At 63.2% G+C, this 16,924-nt stretch carries 18 protein-coding genes; 8 read left to right on the forward strand and 10 right to left on the reverse strand.

All coding sequences use genetic code 11. The features are described from left to right. Window positions 1-7: 7 nt before the first annotated feature. From D8W71_RS04940 to zapE, 5 genes are all read right to left on the reverse strand, one after another. Complete coding sequence (locus D8W71_RS04940) at window positions 8-943, reverse strand: pirin family protein (RefSeq protein WP_121111503.1); 936 nt, start codon at window positions 941-943, stop codon at window positions 8-10. Further along, complete coding sequence (locus D8W71_RS04945) at window positions 940-1,389, reverse strand: MarR family winged helix-turn-helix transcriptional regulator (RefSeq protein ID WP_236077719.1); 450 nt, start codon at window positions 1,387-1,389, stop codon at window positions 940-942. The genes D8W71_RS04940 and D8W71_RS04945 overlap by 4 nt, the downstream gene beginning before the upstream one ends. Further along, entirely contained in the window at window positions 1,379-2,470 is a 1,092-nt protein-coding gene (locus D8W71_RS04950) for an LLM class flavin-dependent oxidoreductase (RefSeq protein ID WP_121111508.1), read from the reverse strand. Before D8W71_RS04950 ends, D8W71_RS04945 begins: the two co-directional genes overlap by 11 nt. Window positions 2,471-2,571: 101 nt before the next feature. Continuing rightward, window positions 2,572-2,949 (reverse strand): hypothetical protein, encoded by a 378-nt coding sequence (locus D8W71_RS04955; RefSeq protein WP_121111510.1) that lies wholly within the window; start codon window positions 2,947-2,949, stop codon window positions 2,572-2,574. A 140-nt stretch (window positions 2,950-3,089) separates the two neighbouring features. Continuing rightward, window positions 3,090-3,986, reverse strand: coding sequence for a cell division protein ZapE (gene zapE / locus D8W71_RS04960; protein WP_121111512.1), 897 nt, complete (start codon window positions 3,984-3,986; stop codon window positions 3,090-3,092). Window positions 3,987-4,031: 45 nt separating this feature from the next. Here zapE and D8W71_RS04965 point away from each other — a divergent pair, with 45 nt between their 5' ends. Together D8W71_RS04965 and D8W71_RS04970 are read left to right on the forward strand one after the other, a co-directional pair. Then, window positions 4,032-4,544, forward strand: coding sequence for a TetR/AcrR family transcriptional regulator (locus D8W71_RS04965; protein ID WP_121111514.1), 513 nt, complete (start codon window positions 4,032-4,034; stop codon window positions 4,542-4,544). Between the two features lie 40 nt (window positions 4,545-4,584). Beyond that, window positions 4,585-5,631 (forward strand): glycerophosphodiester phosphodiesterase family protein, encoded by a 1,047-nt coding sequence (locus D8W71_RS04970; RefSeq protein ID WP_121111516.1) that lies wholly within the window; start codon window positions 4,585-4,587, stop codon window positions 5,629-5,631. Here the strand turns inward: D8W71_RS04970 and D8W71_RS04975 are convergent. After that, entirely contained in the window at window positions 5,615-6,247 is a 633-nt protein-coding gene (locus D8W71_RS04975; RefSeq protein WP_121111518.1) for a response regulator transcription factor, read from the reverse strand. The genes D8W71_RS04970 and D8W71_RS04975 overlap by 17 nt on opposite strands. Further along, window positions 6,244-7,425 (reverse strand): sensor histidine kinase, encoded by a 1,182-nt coding sequence (locus D8W71_RS04980; RefSeq protein WP_161965402.1) that lies wholly within the window; start codon window positions 7,423-7,425, stop codon window positions 6,244-6,246. Before D8W71_RS04980 ends, D8W71_RS04975 begins: the two co-directional genes overlap by 4 nt. A gap of 190 nt (window positions 7,426-7,615) precedes the next feature. On the opposite strand from D8W71_RS04980, the gene D8W71_RS04985 reads away from it, so the two are divergent. Further along, window positions 7,616-8,560 (forward strand): hypothetical protein, encoded by a 945-nt coding sequence (locus tag D8W71_RS04985; RefSeq protein ID WP_153275311.1) that lies wholly within the window; start codon window positions 7,616-7,618, stop codon window positions 8,558-8,560. On the opposite strand, the gene D8W71_RS04990 is transcribed toward D8W71_RS04985, so the two are convergent. Continuing rightward, window positions 8,553-9,467 (reverse strand): oxidoreductase, encoded by a 915-nt coding sequence (locus D8W71_RS04990; protein WP_236077720.1) that lies wholly within the window; start codon window positions 9,465-9,467, stop codon window positions 8,553-8,555. The two genes, D8W71_RS04985 and D8W71_RS04990, sit on opposite strands and share 8 nt — an antisense overlap. Window positions 9,468-9,503: 36 nt before the next feature. On the opposite strand from D8W71_RS04990, the gene D8W71_RS04995 reads away from it, so the two are divergent. Beyond that, entirely contained in the window at window positions 9,504-9,725 is a 222-nt protein-coding gene (locus D8W71_RS04995) for a DNA-binding protein (RefSeq protein ID WP_121111523.1), read from the forward strand. 35 nt (window positions 9,726-9,760) lie between these two features. Here D8W71_RS04995 and D8W71_RS05000 read toward each other — a convergent pair whose 3' ends face one another. Next, window positions 9,761-11,971: an HNH endonuclease signature motif containing protein gene (locus D8W71_RS05000; protein ID WP_121111525.1), complete on the reverse strand. Its 2,211-nt coding sequence runs from the start codon at window positions 11,969-11,971 to the stop codon at window positions 9,761-9,763. A 174-nt stretch (window positions 11,972-12,145) separates the two neighbouring features. Here D8W71_RS05000 and D8W71_RS05005 point away from each other — a divergent pair, with 174 nt between their 5' ends. After that, window positions 12,146-13,003: a hypothetical protein gene (locus D8W71_RS05005; RefSeq protein WP_121111527.1), complete on the forward strand. Its 858-nt coding sequence runs from the start codon at window positions 12,146-12,148 to the stop codon at window positions 13,001-13,003. Between the two features lie 17 nt (window positions 13,004-13,020). Continuing rightward, window positions 13,021-13,800 carry a putative protein N(5)-glutamine methyltransferase gene (locus tag D8W71_RS05010; protein ID WP_121111529.1) on the forward strand — a complete coding sequence of 260 codons (780 nt, stop codon included), beginning with the start codon at window positions 13,021-13,023 and terminating at the stop codon, window positions 13,798-13,800. Window positions 13,801-13,805: 5 nt separating this feature from the next. On the opposite strand, the gene D8W71_RS05015 is transcribed toward D8W71_RS05010, so the two are convergent. Then, window positions 13,806-14,981 (reverse strand): MFS transporter, encoded by a 1,176-nt coding sequence (locus D8W71_RS05015; RefSeq protein ID WP_121111531.1) that lies wholly within the window; start codon window positions 14,979-14,981, stop codon window positions 13,806-13,808. Between the two features lie 143 nt (window positions 14,982-15,124). Between D8W71_RS05015 and D8W71_RS05020 the strand changes: the two genes are divergently transcribed. Together D8W71_RS05020 and D8W71_RS05025 are read left to right on the forward strand one after the other, a co-directional pair. After that, on the forward strand, window positions 15,125-16,033 hold the full coding sequence (locus D8W71_RS05020) for a LysR family transcriptional regulator (protein ID WP_121118596.1): 909 nt from the start codon (window positions 15,125-15,127) through the stop codon (window positions 16,031-16,033). Window positions 16,034-16,040: 7 nt separating this feature from the next. Then, window positions 16,041-16,847: an aminoglycoside 6-adenylyltransferase gene (locus tag D8W71_RS05025; protein ID WP_121111533.1), complete on the forward strand. Its 807-nt coding sequence runs from the start codon at window positions 16,041-16,043 to the stop codon at window positions 16,845-16,847. Window positions 16,848-16,924 lie beyond the last annotated feature (77 nt).

The following is a 16,924-nucleotide window of genomic DNA, read 5'->3' on the forward strand; positions in this document are numbered from 1 at the left end:
CAGCCCCTCACGCCCGGGGCTTGATCCTCGAGTTCGGCAACTCGGGGGCGGGCAATCTGAAACCAGGCTTGCTGTATCCGTCGACGACACCGAACTGTTCGCTGCCGTTGGCCAGCCCTGCCTGCCAGGCTGCCCGGTACTCCACGATGTCCTCATGCGAACGACCCATGAAGTTCCACCACATCACCACCTGTTCGCCGAAGGGCGGACCACCGAGCAGAAGCATTCTCGCGGATGATGTTCCCGTGTTGCGCAACGTGATCGTCGCGAGGCCAGGCGCGAGGTAGCCGAGTTCGGCACGGGCCAGAGCTGTTCCCTCCGATTCCAGGGTTCCTTCGAGTTCCAGGGTTCCCTCGTCGACGATGATGCCGTGCTCGAAGGACGAGTCGACGTCGAGACGGACGGTGGCCCCGGCGTCGAGGACGATCTCGGCGCCGAGCAACGGTGTGAAGGTATCCACCGGTGACACCTCGCCGGCGAGTGATCCCAGGAACACCCGCAGCTCCGCGCCGTCGATGGATTTGGCATCTGGCACGTAGTGCTCGAAGCTCGGCTTCGTGAACCGGGCGGCGGCAGGCAGTGCCACCCACAACTGCATGCCGTGCAGAAGGGCGGTGTTCGGCGTCGACACCTCCGAATGCGAGATGCCGCGCCCTGCAGTCATCAGGTTGAGCTCGCCCGGTCGGACCATGGCGTGCGAGCCGATGCTGTCTCGGTGCTCGATCTCACCGGAGAACAACCAGCTGACGGTCTGTAGGCCGGTATGTGGATGGGGTGGAACGTCCATGCCACCGGAGCGCGAAACGTCGTCGGGGCCATAGTGGTCGGCGAAACACCATGCGCCGATCAGCGTGCGCTGCTTGGTCGGCAGCGTGCGACGAACCGTCATGGCCCGCGGACCGCCGAGTGGTACTTCGCGTGGGTCGATCACTTCTACAGTCATGAGATGTCCTCCTGGGCGAGCCGAAGCTTGGTGCACAAGGCGTCCAACGTTGTGAGTTCGTCGTCGGACAATGCGTCGCCGACGTATCGCCGAATTCTCGCGGCGTGCTTGCGGCCGATCTCGCGTTGCAGGGTCAGCCCGTCGTCGGTGAGGACGACGACGGTGCCGCGCTTGTCGGTCGGATCTGGCTCGCGTGCAACGTAACCCAGCTTCTCCAGGCGCTCGCACAGCCTGCTGAGCGAAGGTTGGCTGAGCAGAATTTCGTTGTTCAGGTCGTGCAGTCGGAGCCTGTGGGTCGTGCACTTGGTGAGCGTGAACAGCACGTCGTACTCGCGCAGACTGATCGGGCCCCAGATGTCGTCGGCGGTGAACCGGCGCATCAGCGACACCTGGGAGCGAAAGAGAGACTCCCAGGCGTCGACTGCCAACCGAGTACTAGACGGCAACAGCTGTCTCCTTCTGTGCGAGCACGCTCGCGTGCGTCGGAGGATTCTCGGGCACACCCTCGGGGCGTCGAGCGGCGAACTCCTTGCGGAGGGTCGGAACAACCTCCTCGCCGAGCAGGTCGAGCTGCTCGAGCACTGTCTTCAGCGGCAGGCCCGCGTGATCCATCAGGAACAGTTGACGCTGGTAGTCGCCGAAGAAGTCCGCGAATGCGAGTGTCTTCTCAATGACCTGTTGCGGAGATCCGACCGTCAGCGGCGTTTGCTCGGTGAATTCCTCCATGGTCGGTCCGTGGCCGTAGACGGGCGCGTTGTCGAAGTAGGGACGGAATTCGTTCACTGCGTCCTGGCTGTTCTTACGCATGAACACCTGACCGCCGAGGCCGACGATGGCCTGATCCGCGCGGCCGTGTCCGTAGTGCTCGTAGCGCTCGCGGTAGAGGTTGATGAGCTGTATGTAGTGCTCTTTCGGCCAGAAGATGTTGTTCGCGAAGAATCCGTCACCGTGGTACGCGGCGATCTCTGCGATCTCCGGGCTGCGGATCGAACCGTGCCAGACGAACGGTGGGATGTCGTCGAGCGGGCGAGGCGTCGAGGTGAAGCTGTCCAGAGGCGTCCGGAAGTTGCCCTTCCACGTCACGGCCTCCTCCGTCCACAGGCGTCGCAGCAATTGGTAGTTCTCGAGCGCGAGGGGGATGCCCTGACGAATGTCCTTGCCGAACCACGGGTAGACCGGGCCGGTGTTGCCGCGACCCATGATGAGGTCGACGCGTCCCTCCGACAGATGCTGCAGCATCGCGTAGTCCTCGGCGATCTTCACCGGATCGTTGGTGGTGATCAGCGTCGTCGACGTCGACAGAATCAGCTGCTCGGTCTGCGCGGCGATGTAGCCGAGCATCGTCGTCGGCGAAGACGGGACGAACGGTGGGTTGTGGTGCTCGCCCGTCGCAAAGACGTCGAGGCCGACGTCCTCGGCGTGCTTGGCGATGGTGACCATCGCTTTGATGCGCTCGTGTTCGGTGGGTGCGCGACCGGTGGTGGGGTCGACGGTGACGTCACCGACGGTGAAGATTCCGAACTGCATGGCTTGCTCCCTTGCCGACGTTCCAGCAAACACAGGTTCATGCGTTTGCATTGACTTTCATCGTAACGGGAGGAACGCCCGATGTATTCCGACGCGGCTTACTAGCTGCTGACCAGCGAAGCAGTGCCGGACAGGGTTCGAACGTCGTACGACTCCAGAGCGCCGTGCACATAGCGATCGCCCGCGACGTTGCCGCGAGAGGTGAACAGAACGGCATACCCGGTGAACTGCACCGGCTCGTTCTCGATGTTGACGCGCGGGATGACGACGAGAAGGTGCGTGGAGTTGCCGTCGTGAATCGGCTCGGTGAGTGCTCTGATCTCCCACCCCAGATCCGATCGGGTCACCGCGGTGGACTCGAAGGTCGCTCCGCTGAGAACGATCTGCGCGACGAGCACTCCCGCGACGGACGCGGAATCGAGAGTTCCCGATACGTCGTCACCCTCGAAAACCCAGTGGTTGGCTGCTGTGTATGTCATAGCTAGAGGGTAGGCACGATCGCACTCCCAGGCATGCCTGCTGGCACCAAAAAAAGTTTTTCCAATCCGACCCATCCACCCCGTCACCTGCGGCGAATATTGGATGAGACGCCCGCCGCTGCTGTCGCCCCCGACCGCCGTCAGCTGTGGGCGTCTCGCTTGTCCTCATGCTTGTGCAGCTCACACAATCGGCTGACGATTCGCTCGATATCGAGACCGTTGCAGCCCTGCGCGAACTCGTCGAGGCCGACGTCCGAGTGGAAATGGGTCGGAACTCCGGCGTCGTACAGCACGTCGACGAGGTTCGAGAATCGCTGAACAGCCTCGCGGTCAGCGTCGGCCAGCCGGGGCACTCCGGTGATCGTGAGCGTTTCCACTTGCTCGATCATCGAAAGATAATCGCCCGTCGACTTCGGCGAATCGCACAACTCGGCGAAGCTCACACCGCCTGCCCCGGCGTTCACCGACCACGTACCCGCCGCGAATCCGGAGACCGAGCCTCGGTGAGTTCGGTAGTCGACGGGGCCGTCGACCCGAACCGTCTGCAGCTTCGCCTTCAGCAGCTCGATCGCCGGGACGAACGAGTCGTGGAAAAGGGGGTGGGGAAGAAGTCCGTCCGGCGGGTAGTTCGACGTGAGAACCAGGACGATCTTGCGCGCGAACAGCGCGTCGAGCATGCGGGAGATGAGTCTGCCGTCGCCGACGTCGTGAACGTGGAATTCGTCGAAGCACAGTACTTCGATGTCGCCGAGCAGCTCGTCGAGTGTTCTTTCGAGCGAGAAATGGTTGCGAAAGTACGAGGCGTGCAGGTCTCGGAAGAAGCTGTGGAAATGGACTCGCTTCTTCGGTGTCGTGACGGCGTCGAAGTAGCGATCGAGGATCCACGTCTTGCCGCGGCCGACGGGTCCCCACAGGTACACGCCCTTCCTGTCCGACCGGGTAAGGACCTCGATTGCCGCGACTTGAGCGTCGTCGAGTCGGAAGTCGGTGTCGAAGGCGCTTCGGGGTACCTCGCGTCTGAGGGTTCTGGTCCGCATGACGCCGACTCTACATATGTAGAGGGTGCGTTGTAGGGTGAGTGCATGGACCGCAGAAAACTGATCGCCGACGCTGCAATCGACGTGATCGCCGACGAGGGCCTGCGTTCGTTGACCCACCGCAAGCTCGACGAGTCGCTCGCCCTTCCGCCCGGATCGGCGTCGTACTACTTCCGGACCAAGAGTGAGCTGATCGGCGCGGTGACCGCACGGATCACCGAGGATTCACAGGCGCGGTTTCACGAGTTCGTCGGCGAGGACCCGGTCGAGCGGACATCTCGGTATCTCGAATCCGTCCTCACCGATCGCTCGGCGCAGCTTCGTGCGCGCCATGCGCTACTGGTGGACCCCAGCGTCGACGCCGATGCGCGCGCGGGTCTCGCGGCAAGTCTGTTCTCCATCGAGGGCGCCGAGAACCTCATGGGCGACCGCGATCTCGGATACGGGTACGTCGCGCTGTGTGAAGGACTGGTCGTCGCAGGTCTGACGGTGGGGTGGACAACGGCATCGCTCCGAAGTGCGATCGTCACCTATCTGTCGGGTGCGGGGAAGCACTAGTTCACTGCGCGGCAATGGCCTGTCCATAGCGTCACCAGTCATGCGCCCTGGGTACCGTGTCATCACATTGCTCATGGTTCCAATAACCTGCTTCCTGACAGCGTGCGGAACCGCAGACCCGACCGGCCCTGAGTTCGATCTGCAGGCGCATCGGGGTGGGCTCGGCCTCGTCACCGAGAGCACGATCGAATCGTTCACCAATGCGCTCGAACTCGGCGTCAGCACGCTGGAACTCGATACCCAGATCACCGAGGACGGCATAGCCGTCGTGACGCACGATCGGCAGGTGTCGGCGAAGAAGTGTGTCGACACCCGCCCCGCTTCGCCGGGTGACACCGAGTTTCCGTACGTGGGTAAGTACGTCAACACCCTCTCGCTCGCGCAGGTCGACACCCTCGATTGCGGCTCCCTCCGGTTGGCGGACTATCCCGAGCAGCGGACCGTTCCGGGCGCGAGGATGCCGACGCTGGCAGCCGTTCTGGATCTGGTGAATTCGGTCGACGCGCCAGAGTTGTCGCTCAACATCGAAACCAAGGTGGAAGCAGGAAGCCCGTCGGAGACGGCTCCTCGTGAACAGTTCGTCGAGACCGTGCTCCGAGACATAAGGGAAGCAGATCTACTGGATCGAGTGTCGATCCAGAGCTTCGACTGGGGCTCTCTGAAGCTCGTACGAGAGACGGAACCGGATGTCCCCGTTGTGGCGCTGACGAACGGTGAGTTCTTGCAGGTAGGACAGGATGGTGCGTCTCCGTGGCTCGGTGGAATCGACATCGATGACTTCGGCGGAGATCCGATTGCTGCCGTTCGGTCGTTCGGTGCATCTGCTTTCTCTCCGGTTCAGGGCACCCCGCAGAGCGGGAAGGTCGGTGACGCGGACTTCGCGCTGTACGTCAGCCAGCAGATGATCGACGACGCCCACGCCGCCGATATTCGCGTAATCCCGTGGACGGTAGACGATCCCGAAACGATGAACGTACTGATCGAGATGGGCGTGGATGGCATCATCACCGACTATCCGGATCGTCTGCGCGCGGTTCTCCACGACCGGGGCATGCCGCTCCCGGACGTGGTCACTGTAGGCCGATGAATCCCGACTCGTAGGCGGCGATCGCAGCCTGGGTCCTGTCTCGAACTCCCAGCTTGCCGAGAAGTGTTCCGACGTAGGTCTTCACGGTCTCGTTACCGACGAACAGCTCGCTTGCGATCTCGGCGTTGCTCAAGCCGCGGGCGATACCGGTGAGGACCTCCTGCTCTCGGGTGGTGAGAGCCGGAAGCGTTGTGCGATGACGTGTGCTGGCTTGCAGCAAGTTTCGCAACTCCGATGGGAACAGAAGCGAGTCCGTTGTGGCGAGGGTGCGTATAGCGATCAGCAGATGATCGGCTCCCGATCGTTTCAACACGAACCCGGAGGCGCCGGCTCTCAGCGCGTCGTAGACGTACGAGTCGTTCTCGAAGGTCGTCATTACCAGCACTTTCGCCCGGAGGTCTGCGGCGACGAGCCGGGTCGTCGCCGTGATGCCGTCGACTCCTCGCATGCGGACGTCCATCAGAACGATGTCGGGGTCGGACGAATTGATAAGTGCAGGAACGTCTTCACCGTCTTCGGCCTCACCCACCACATCGATGTCGTCCTCCGAATCGAGGATGGCGCGAAGGCCGGTTCTCACCAAGAGATCGTCGTCCACGATCACGACCCGGATCATGTGGATTTCCCACTGTCACCGGTCGCGGGGAGTGCGGCGTGGACGGTCCAGGATCCCTCGTCGTGGTCGACGTCTACTGTCCCACCGGCAACCAGTGCCCGCTCTCTCATTCCGTCGAGTCCGCGTCCGCGGCGTCTCGAATCGACCACGCCCGTCAGCGCGTTTCGGCAGACTATATCGATCGAATTACCCACGGACACATGCAAGGTGATCGGTGAGCGACCGTGTTTGACGGCGTTGGTCATGGCCTCCTGAGCGATCCGAAACGCGTCGGCGGCCGCGTGGTGGTTCACGGCTGTGTTTGCAGCGTCGTGTGTGAAATGGGCGTCAGGTGCGACGCGTTGGACCATTGCCGTCAGATCGTCGAACAGCGGACGGCGCGCCGTCCCGGCAGTTTCACCCCTGAGCAATCCGAGGACGTGGTCGAGCTCGTCCAATGCGTCGACGCTGCTCTTCCGGATGGACGCCAGAGCAGACCGAGTGAACTCGGGGTTGCGATCGAGAACCCGTTCCCCGGCCTCGGCCTGAATCCCTATGGCCGTCAATGCATGTCCGACGGAGTCGTGGATTTCTCGTGCGAGTCGGTTACCTCGGGCCAGTGCCAACTCTCTGTGCTCGGCGAGCGCGAGCCTGTCGGCATCGGTGGGACCGAGGAGGGAAGGGCCAGCGCGCCGTAGCAGAACGGTCGCGATGGCTGTGATCCCGATGGCCACCGCGATCGGTACGGGTGACAGGGCCGCGACCCACCAGGCTTCGATGCCGCCGTCGACGTGAGCCGAAGGGATACCCGGGATTGCCAGCGTCGTTGACGAACCGAAGGGATACAGCCCGAGCCCCACTCCGATCGGTACGAATACGAGCAACGCGAGAAGAGCGATCCCACCGACAATGACGTTGAGGGCAAGCCACACTGCCCCTCGCCGCCGCGACGACCACGACTTGGGCGCCTGAACTTCGGGGAGATCGAGACCAAGGAGGTGGCGGGCGGCCGCGACTTCGAGCGGGCGAACCGGCGGCGACAGAGCAACCGTGACCCCCACTGCCACGACGAGCGCAGCAAGTATCCCGAGCCCCACCATCGATTCGGCATTGTATGCGGACCTCGATGCCGTGACCGACGTGGCAAACGAGTAGGCGAGTAGACCGAAGGCAGCAGCAAGCATGCCGCCGAGCAGCACGTGCACCGTCCTTCGTGCAAACAGTTGGCACCGTGTCAGCTGTTGGCACTGTATCAGCTGCCGCGGCGCCACCTTCATGATCACTCATCGTTCCAGCGCGTAGGCCGTGGGGCAATCCCCCGTGCGAGGGAGTGGATTCGGTTCGCGGGAGGGATCACAGAGCAGCATGCGAGGACCGATGCTCGGTTGTATGAAAACAACAGTCGAGTCGGACAGTGCATACACCCCACGCTCCGCGAGCTCACCCGGAAGGTTTCGCTGGGTGGTTGCGTGTGCTGCCATCGTGGGCATCGTGCCCTATGTGGCGTTGAAAGTACTGTGGATCAGCGGTTCTCGCGTCGGTATCGACGATCCAGAGTTCGGCCGCGGCGGTGCGATGGCCGTTCTGAACGCGGGAACGGCGGTCATGGACGTGATCGCGGTGCTGTTGGCGCTGTCCTTCGTGACGGAGTGGGGACGGAAGATCCCCGCCCCGGTGCTTCTACTGCCGATGTGGGTGGCGACAGGCCTACTGGGCCAGATTCTCGTGATACTGCCCGTACAACTTGTAGTCGGAACCGAATCGTCCCCCGAAGGCAAGGGCGCTTCAGTACTCGCGGACTGGGTTCCGACAGTGGTCTATTCCGGCTTCGCATGGCAGGGATTCTTCTTGATCCTTGGGTTCGCGCTGTACGCGAAAGACAGGTGGGGCACTCGGGTGATTGCTCGGGGGCCGGAGCATTCAGGAGTGGGAGCCGGATTGGCGGTCATCGGTTGCTGTGCGATCGCGGTGTCGACGCTTGTGTCCAAAGGTCCCGGTCCGCTCGAGACCGTCAACGCCGTCGCGTCGAGCGTGATTGCCCTGTTCACGGGAGCCGCAGTGGTGGTGTTCGCCTGGAATTGGGGCTCACACCGCTTGCCGTTGGTACGGCTGGCTGCGGCCGGGTTCGGTTGGTTCGGCTCGGGTGCAATGTTCGCCTGGGGTACGTACTTGACGGTCATGGCCGTGGTTCCGAACGATCTGCGGTCGTCGGATGGGATCGACGTGGCAAGCGTGATGCTGACTTCGCTTACGGCTGCCGTCGGGGCGATCTGCGGCATTGTGTTGCTGCGAACGATTGCCCGCCGCCCCAACGCAGCGAACGTGGCTAACTGAGATCGTAGGTGATCCCGGTGAGCCTTTCGCTTGCCTCCCATAGCTTTTCGGCCAAGGCGGAACTCTGCGCCTTGGCCGAAATCTTGGCCGGGCCCGGGGCTCCACGCGACTCGAACAGCGACTTGGGTCCGCTGTAGGAGCCGGGCCCTCCACTTTCCAACGCATAGAGGGTGGGCAGTGCACCGGCTTTTGCGGACTGAGAGATGAACTTCAGCCCGATCGATGCGCCGAGCGAGGCGATCTTGGAGCTACCGAGTCCGTCGGGGCTCGTGTAGAGCGCGGTTTCGGAGATTCCCGGGTGCGCGGCGTTGCTGGTGATCGGTATTCCCGCTTTGTCGAGGCGTCGCTGCAGCTCCAAGGCGAACAAGAGGTTGGCCAGTTTGGAGTTGGCGTACATCCGCTGAGGCTGGTAGCCGCGGGTTGCCTGGAGGTCGTCGAAGTCGAGTTTGGGCCCCTGTTTGTGCGCCACCGACGACACCGTGACCACGGTGGCGTTCCCGGCTGCGCGCAGGTTGGGCAACAGATGGCCGGTCAGCGCGAAGTGACCGAGGTGGTTCGTGCCGAACTGGAGCTCGAATCCGTCCTTCGTTTCGGTTCGTTTGGCGGGCATCATCACGCCGGCGTTGTTGATCAGTACGTCGACGCGTGCGGGCGCTGATTCTGCGAATTCGCGGACGGACGCAAGGTCTGCCAGGTCGAGGTGGGCGGTGTCGACGGTTCCTTCCGGCGCTTCGGCGGCAATCTTCGCCGCCGCGGCGTTCGCCTTGTCCAGATTTCGGCACGCCAGAGTGACGTGGTCTCCCTGCTTCACCAGCTCGAGGGCGGTGTAGTAGCCGATTCCGGTGTTTCCGCCGGTGAGAAGGACACGGCGCTGGTTGGTGTTGGACCCCTGCTCTATGTTCGACACCGCACCGAGGGTACCTGCGCCGATTATTGTTTGCCCATGGCTGACGGAACAGAACAGAGTAGCGAGCCGATCGACCACTTTCCCAAAGGAACGGGACGCCCGGCAGCAGGTGCGTTCTTCGCGGCCGGGTACCGATCGCTGAACGAACTCGCGGGTGCTTCCGAGTCGGAGCTCGCCGCGCTGCACGGCGTGGGGCCGAAGGCGCTGCGAATCGCCAAGGAAGCGCTCGCTGAGCGGGGTCTCGGCTTGCGGCCGTGAGCGAAGTCCTGACTGCTCGACGCGCATGCTTGTGGTCAAAATGGTGGTGGGCGGTGCTTTTCGCGTTCGGCAACAATTGCGCGGTGTTCGAGGAATCTGGTGCGGAGGTAGTGGGCGTCGGCGCGGTCCCGAGGGTCCGTGAGGCGTGCGATGTCGGCGAGGGTCGGTGCACCCCCTTCAGTGTTGTGGCGTAGGAGTTTGTGCCATTCGGTGTCCTGGTCGGTGATGTTGGTTTCCCACCACGTGGGTTCGTAGAGTTCGTCGGGCGGTTCGGCGGTCGTCTCACGTGCGTCGGCGCCGTCCGGGTCTGCGTCTGCGTCTGCGTCAAAGTCGATGTCGATGTCGTAGGTGATGTAGGTGGTGCCGTCGGCTGACACGCCGGTGGCCGGGTCTATCTGGGTGCTGTTAGGTGTGGCGCCCGGTGTTGGTGGTGTGCTTGGGCGGTAGCGCCGGGTGTGCTGGAAGTCGTCGGGCACGGTCACGGTGCCGTAGGTGGCGGCTGTGATGCGGTGCAGCCCAACGCCGGAACGCCAGTAGATGCCGTTGCCGTCGAGTTTGGCACATGCCCAGAGTTGGAGGGTTTTGGCGTGGTGGTGATAGCTGCAGAGGGGGTGGAGGTTGGCGAGGATGGTCCATCCGCCTGCAGTGGGATTGTGGTGGTCGAAGGGGACGATGTGGTCGATGTCGCAGCGCGATGCGGGCACGCTGCAACCAGGGAAGGTGCAGTGGAAATAGGTCGCGCGTACGAGCGCGACGAGGGTGGCGGATGGCCGATAGGTCAGCGCACCTGGTGGCGGGAAGGTGAGTCCGCCGTGGCCATCGGGGTGGTGGCCTTCGGCGAGAGCGGGGTCGGCGGCAGCGGCGGCGAGGAACTCAGTGATGGCTTCGGTGAGTGCTGCTTCTTCGCCGAGTCTGGAGTTGGTCCCTGAACCGGGTTGTATTGTGCGCCTGCCCTTCTTGGCGATCGACGGCAGTGGCGCGGCTGGGCGCGTGCGGCCGCGGGCGATGATGCGGCGGGCGCGTGGGCGTATGCGACCGCGACCGGTCGGCGGTGCTGGTGGTGGTGGAGTCGGGGGTGCTGGGGGTGGAGTCGGTATACCGCCATCACCAGCGTCGTCGTGACCGTCGCCAGGCTCGGGCCCGTCGTCCGTGTTCGAGTCGTCTGAAGTTGGTGGCCTTGGTTCGGGTGATGAAGTGCCGGTTGTGGTTTCGGACGACGCGCTGCTGCAAGTTTCGCTGGCCTCGCCGCTGTTGTTGGTGGCGTGCTGCTGGGCGGCGTCGATGAGGTCGGTCAAGAGGGCCTGCCAGCGCGCGTCGCGGGCGATCAGGCGTGCGGTGTCGGCGTCGAGAACCGTGCCGTCTGCGAGGGTCGCGGGGTGGTCGTTGAGGCCGAGGAGGGTGTCGAGGTCGATGTGGATGTTGATCAGGGGTGTGCGGCGTGCGGGGGTGAAGTCGGGTGCGCTGGCGACGGGGCAGGTGTCGGTGCCGCATGCGCACGCGACGGAGTCTTCGCGGTGAAACAGGGCCAGAAGCGCGTATCCCTGCAATTGTCTAGCGGTGCGGGGGTCTTTGGGGCAGACAGTGGCGGCGAGTTCGGTGAGGATGGCCTCGCATTCGGCGCCTTCGAGAGTGGTCATTTTCGCGATGAGGGTGGCCAGGCCGTCGGTTCCGCGTCGGATGTCGGCGCAACGTTGGTCGGAGACTGCGCGCTCGCGTGCCGCGGCGGCTTCGTCGGGGTCGTGTTCGATCCACAGTCGCCAGATGTTGTCGGTGAGGGCGCGGGAGTTGCAGCGCAGTGCTGCCGCGAGAATGTCCGGTTCGAGGGCTGTAGCGGTAGCGTCGCTGGCGCGCTGCAAGGTCAGTGCGATGGTGCGCACTCGTGGGTAGTCCAAGTCCCCTACCGTGAACGCGGCGTCGATGCCCGGTAGCCGGTCAGCGAGCGCGGTGGCGACGATGATCATCTCTCGGGTCACTGTGCGCGAGAGCGACAGGGCGACGGCCGCGTCGCATTCGGTGGCTGTGCGGGCGCGGGCGACATCGGGTTGATGATCGGGGTGATCAGAGCCGATGAAGTGAACATCCATCTCTGCGCCGAATCGGATTTCGCCGAGTATGTGCACTTCGTGAACGAGTGCGGCAGCAGCGATGTTCTCGGTACGGCGGGCGTCGGCGAGGCGGGCCACCGATGCGGCCGCTGCCGCATCGGCTTCGGATCTGATGTGCGTGGAGCCCCCCGGCTGTTCCATGCTGTCTACTGTAATAGAACAGATGTTCGAATGCAAGCCTGAAAGTGTTGTCTGTCAATGCTTTACGATTGAAGAATCAACATCACTACGCCCGGCATCGGGGACTGTTCGGATGCACGGACTTCTGCCACCGACTGTGTTGCCGATCGGCCTTGATGTGAGACGCTGTCCGACATGGTGAGCGTTGGGGCGTGGTCGTGGGCGGACAAGGCGTCGAGGATCGGTTGGAAGACGGTCGGTCGTCGAGTGGATTTGGACGGCGCACAATCTTGGCTGAGGGGGCCGACAGCGGGGTCCGGCGTGGTCAGGGACGGTTGGCTGCAGAAGGAGGCCGATCGGATCGGTGGCGCGGTCGTCCCCGGTTCGGAGTCCGACGGATTGCTACACGACTTCGGCGCTTTGACAGGGCCCGAGTTCGATCCCGATGAGATCGATCCACGTATTCGAGAGTTCTACGAGCACACCGCGCAGTGGAGGATGGACGCCTGGACGCAGTGGACGCGAGGCTTCGGCGTCCCAGGTTCTGCAATCGAGTATCTGTACGGCAAAAGGGTTCAGCAACTGGCACTTCCGGTGCAGCCCTTGGCGGTTGCGCACGGTGTCGACAGCGAAGTGATCGAAATCGTAGATGCAACAGGCGAGCACGCTGGGTCTGCCTGGCTCAGAAAGCTTCGCAAGTCCGGCGATTTCATGTACAGCGGTTACTACCGGGCGACGACGCTGCCAGAGGGCGACGGTCCCAGTGTGCACGTCACCTTTCCACTCGAAGACGGCAACGTCCAGGTGTTCCTGAAGCCGAGCGTCGGTGAAGGTGGTTCGTTGATCTTGACCTCGCCCGCGGGGAAGTTCGGCGAAGATGGCGCCTACACGGTCGTCGCCGAGAAGAACGCAGACTATGCGTCCCGGGCCCCCATTCACGAAGTGTTTCACGTGTACGTGGACGACGAGGGGGTGCTCCGGACCGACCATGTGTTGAAGTTGTGGGGGCTGACTGCGGTACGCCTCCACTACCGACTGACGCCGAAAGGCTGACCGGGTTAGGGTCGCCCATGGCCGATTCCGCGTCCGACGCCGACATCACGCGAATCCTCAGGTCCGCGGGATGCGTCTTCGCGGAATCCGAGGCGGCGCTGCTCATCGATGGATTCACCGGTAGCGACCTCGACGACGCCGTTGCCCGACGGGTCGACGGCACCCCGCTGGAGCAGATTCTCGGATGGGCCGAATTCTGTGGTCTGCGAATCTTCGTCGAGCCTGGAGTGTTCGTGCCGCGCAGGCGAACCGAGCTCCTGGTCCACCGAGCAGCAGTGACGAGTCCGCGCATCGTCGTCGATATGTGTTGCGGCTCAGGAGCGGTGGCAACAGCTCTCGCACACCGGCTCACTGGGGTGCAGGTTCATGCGTCGGACATCGATCCGGTGGCAGTGCGGTGTGCGCGGCGCAATGTAGAGCCGGTCGGTGGCCGAGTGTACGAGGGCGACCTGTACGAGGCACTTCCAGAGGATCTCCGCGGCACGGTCGACGTGATCGTCGCGAACGCACCGTATGTACCCACCGACGCCATCGGTTCGATGCCGTCGGAGGCGCGCGACCACGAGCCGGCCGTAGCCCTCGACGGCGGTGTCGACGGACTGGACCTGCACCGCAGGATTGCGTCGAACGCACCGGGGTGGCTCGCGCCAGGCGGCACGCTTCTCATCGAAACCAGCCGTCGGCAGTCAGAGGACACCGCGGGGATCTTCGCATCGCATGGGTTCGACACCGACATCGTTTGCTCCGACGATCTCGATGGCACGGTAGTGGTCGGTATACGCATGTCGGACGGGTGATCTCATCACCCGACGCGTTTAGGCTTGCTGCTTGCAATCGCGACCCCCACCGCAAGTACAACCAGCGTGGCGCCGACCCACAGAGCTGCACTGACACCGAGTTGGTCGTTGACGACGCCACCGACCAGCGCGCCGGATGCAATCGCAGCGTTGAACACGGCAACGAACAATCCCGACACGGACTCCCTCTCGTTCGGAGCCGCAGCGGTAGCCCACGTCATCGTCGCGACAGACACTCCTCCGTACGCGATGCCCCACGTTGCGATCAGACCGATCGCCAACCAGACGGAGCCGCCCAGTGCAGGAACAACACTCACAGATGCCGCTACAGCCACCCCGATCGAAATCACGGTTGCCCTGGGCCGTCGGGCAGCGCACCATCCCGCAATGAAGTTTCCGGCCATTCCGGCAAGTCCGTAGGCGAGCAGCGCACCGCCGATTCGGTCGGCGTCGAGCCCAGCGATCTGCTCCAACGCGGGTCGTACATAGGTATACGCAGCGAAGTGTCCGGTTACGAGCAAGGCAACGACGATGAGGGCAATTCTCAACGCGCGATTTGCCGCTAGCGTGCGGATCGACGCCACCGTCTCTTCAGGCGTCACCGGTAGCTTCGGGAGGCTGAGGGACAGGCCGACAAGTACGGCCAGCGCAATCAGTCCCGCGGCGCCGAACACCGTTCGCCACCCGACGAGGGCACCTAGATAAGTCCCGGCGGGTACGCCCAACACCGACGCCAACGCAACCCCACTGAACACTGTCGCTGTCGCTGTCGCAGCACGCCGGGGTGCAACCAGAGTGGGTGCGAGGCTGGCCGCGAATGCCCATACCCCTCCCATCCCAATTCCCACCAGCACACGGGCGATGATCATGGCATCGAAACTCCATGCCGCCGCTGCGGTTGCATTACCGGCAGCAAGCAATCCCATCAGCATAAGCATGGCGGTACGTCGATCGAAACGATTGTGCCGGACAATGATCGGAGCGGCGACAGCTGCCGTCACACCTGTGATGGTCACGCTCAGGCCGACTGTTCCCGTCGTCACACCGAGATCGTCGGACACTGGAGTGAGCAAACCTATCGGAAGCATCTCCGAGGTGACGACGATGAACGTGGCCGCGGTGAGCATCGCGACCGCGACCCACCTCGACTCGGTGGCGTCGTACGATTCAGCAGTTCGCATTCCAGTAGTCACAGAGCACTACGTAATCAGCTGCCGAGGAGGTGAACAATGATCGATTCCTGACCGATCGATCACCGCTATTGAACGATGACCGCGCCCTGTCTGCGGCGATGCCCCCGGACGAACGGAAGGACCGAAGAGCCATGGCAGTCGAGATCCGCGAACTCGAAGTGTTCGTATGCCTGGCACAGGAGCTACATTTCGGCCGCACCAGCGAGAAGATGTACCTGTCTCAGGCACGGGTGAGTCAACTTCTGCAGTCGCTCGAGAAAAGGATCGGCGGACGCCTGTTGGAAAGAACCAGCCGACGTGTCCGGCTGACTCCTCTCGGACAAGAGTTTTACACCTCACTCGTGCCGGTACTCGATGATCTGCGGTCGGTACTCGATGACGTGACCGATCGAGCGAAAGATGCCGCCGGCGGCCGGCTCCGGCTTGGATTTCAGGGCCCACCGAACGACATCGTGTTGGACGCAGTCCGACGGTTCGAGGAATGGAACCCGGGCTGTGAACTGACCCTCGTAGAAATACCGCTGTCCGACCCGTTCGGTGCTCTGCGGCGTCACGAGGTAGATGTTGCCGTGGTGCTGATGCCCGTCCGTGAAGCCGACCTTGCACTCGGACACAGTTTCTCCCGGCAGCCTGTGATGCTCGCACTGAGTGCGGCCCACGCGAGCGCGAGTCAGTCCGTCATGTCGGTCGAGAACTTGGCCGACATTCCGCTCTACACCGTCGAGAGCGACGCCCCGATGTATTGGCAGAATGCACAGACGCCTGCACGTACCCCTGCCGGAATCCCTACCAGGACCCGCAGTGTGGCGACCATGGAGGAAGCGATCACCGCTACCAGAGCAGGACGAGGCGGAATGCTGCTGTGCTTGGCGTGCACCGAGCGATACGACCGCCATTCGCTGGCTTTTCTTACGGTGACGGGCATCGAGGAGTCCGTCTTGACGCTGGTGTGGACGCGCGATCACGAGAACGAGCGGATCCGGCAATTCGATCAGGCGCTGGCAGCAGCTGACGCGCAGCTGTCGAGCAGTCCCGAATAATTAGCTCATGGACTATGAGATCGCCCTCCGAACCCTTCTGAGCTGGGCGACGCAGAACGTCAACGTGAGAGCCGTCGTTCTCACTGGATCCGCCGCGACGCACGAGCAGCATCCGCTGTCGGACCGGGATGTCGAGCTTCACGTTCGGGACACTGCTCCGCTCGAAGAGGACGATTCGTGGTGGAGCGAACTCGGTGAGGTCCTTGCTGTCGAACGATTGGAGAACGGCGACGACGAGCCGACGCGACTGGTCTACTACGCAGGCGGCAAGCTCGACTTCACGCTGATCGGCGCAAACGAAGGATGCGGGCACTACGATAGGCCGTTCGAGGTGCTACTCGACAAGGATGGTCTGACAGAGACTTTCGCGATACATCCGATCGAACCCCAACTTCCACAACAGGACTCGTTCGACGAGTGTTGCAACTGGGCTTCGGCGGCTGCGTTGATGTCAGCTAAGGCGATCGTTCGGGACGAACCATGGTCCGTCATGTCGCGGGACGGCGACCTCAAGGCCGAGCTGTTAAGGATGATCGAATGGGATCACAACATCCGGTACGGAACGGCACGCGATGTGCGTTTCCTCGGCACGCGAATGCGTCAGTGGATGGACAGTGACATACAGGCTCGTCTCCTGGGGTGTTGGGCTACGTTCGGCGGCGACAGCGATCGGGCTCTGTCGACGACCCTCGAGCTGTTCCAAGAGCTAGCCGAGCGAGTCGCGGAGGGCACGAATCTGAGGCGTTTCCATCACGTGGCCGTACGGGAGGAGGTCGACCGAATACTGTCCACGAACCGCGACGTCGCCGAGTAGTGCGACGGGCGCAAGCACTGATTCCGCCCACGGAGAACATTGCGACCTCGGGGAACACCGCTGACGGAAAAGAAGTT

This window comes from Rhodococcus sp. P1Y, assembly GCF_003641205.1.
GTDB lineage: Bacteria > Actinomycetota > Actinomycetes > Mycobacteriales > Mycobacteriaceae > Rhodococcoides.

Coding starts and splice junctions, on each gene's coding strand:
- D8W71_RS04940 (WP_121111503.1), bottom strand. CDS start 943: ATGACTGTAGAAGTGATCGACCCACGCGAAGTACCACTCGGCGGTCCG.
- D8W71_RS04950 (WP_121111508.1), bottom strand. CDS start 2,470: ATGCAGTTCGGAATCTTCACCGTCGGTGACGTCACCGTCGACCCCACC.
- D8W71_RS04955 (WP_121111510.1), bottom strand. CDS start 2,949: ATGACATACACAGCAGCCAACCACTGGGTTTTCGAGGGTGACGACGTA.
- zapE (WP_121111512.1), bottom strand. CDS start 3,986: ATGCGGACCAGAACCCTCAGACGCGAGGTACCCCGAAGCGCCTTCGAC.
- D8W71_RS04965 (WP_121111514.1), top strand. CDS start 4,032: ATGGACCGCAGAAAACTGATCGCCGACGCTGCAATCGACGTGATCGCC.
- D8W71_RS04970 (WP_121111516.1), top strand. CDS start 4,585: ATGCGCCCTGGGTACCGTGTCATCACATTGCTCATGGTTCCAATAACC.
- D8W71_RS04975 (WP_121111518.1), bottom strand. CDS start 6,247: ATGATCCGGGTCGTGATCGTGGACGACGATCTCTTGGTGAGAACCGGC.
- D8W71_RS04985 (WP_153275311.1), top strand. CDS start 7,616: ATGAAAACAACAGTCGAGTCGGACAGTGCATACACCCCACGCTCCGCG.
- D8W71_RS04995 (WP_121111523.1), top strand. CDS start 9,504: ATGGCTGACGGAACAGAACAGAGTAGCGAGCCGATCGACCACTTTCCC.
- D8W71_RS05000 (WP_121111525.1), bottom strand. CDS start 11,971: ATGGAACAGCCGGGGGGCTCCACGCACATCAGATCCGAAGCCGATGCG.
- D8W71_RS05005 (WP_121111527.1), top strand. CDS start 12,146: ATGGTGAGCGTTGGGGCGTGGTCGTGGGCGGACAAGGCGTCGAGGATC.
- D8W71_RS05010 (WP_121111529.1), top strand. CDS start 13,021: ATGGCCGATTCCGCGTCCGACGCCGACATCACGCGAATCCTCAGGTCC.
- D8W71_RS05015 (WP_121111531.1), bottom strand. CDS start 14,981: ATGCGAACTGCTGAATCGTACGACGCCACCGAGTCGAGGTGGGTCGCG.
- D8W71_RS05020 (WP_121118596.1), top strand. CDS start 15,125: ATGGCAGTCGAGATCCGCGAACTCGAAGTGTTCGTATGCCTGGCACAG.
- D8W71_RS05025 (WP_121111533.1), top strand. CDS start 16,041: ATGGACTATGAGATCGCCCTCCGAACCCTTCTGAGCTGGGCGACGCAG.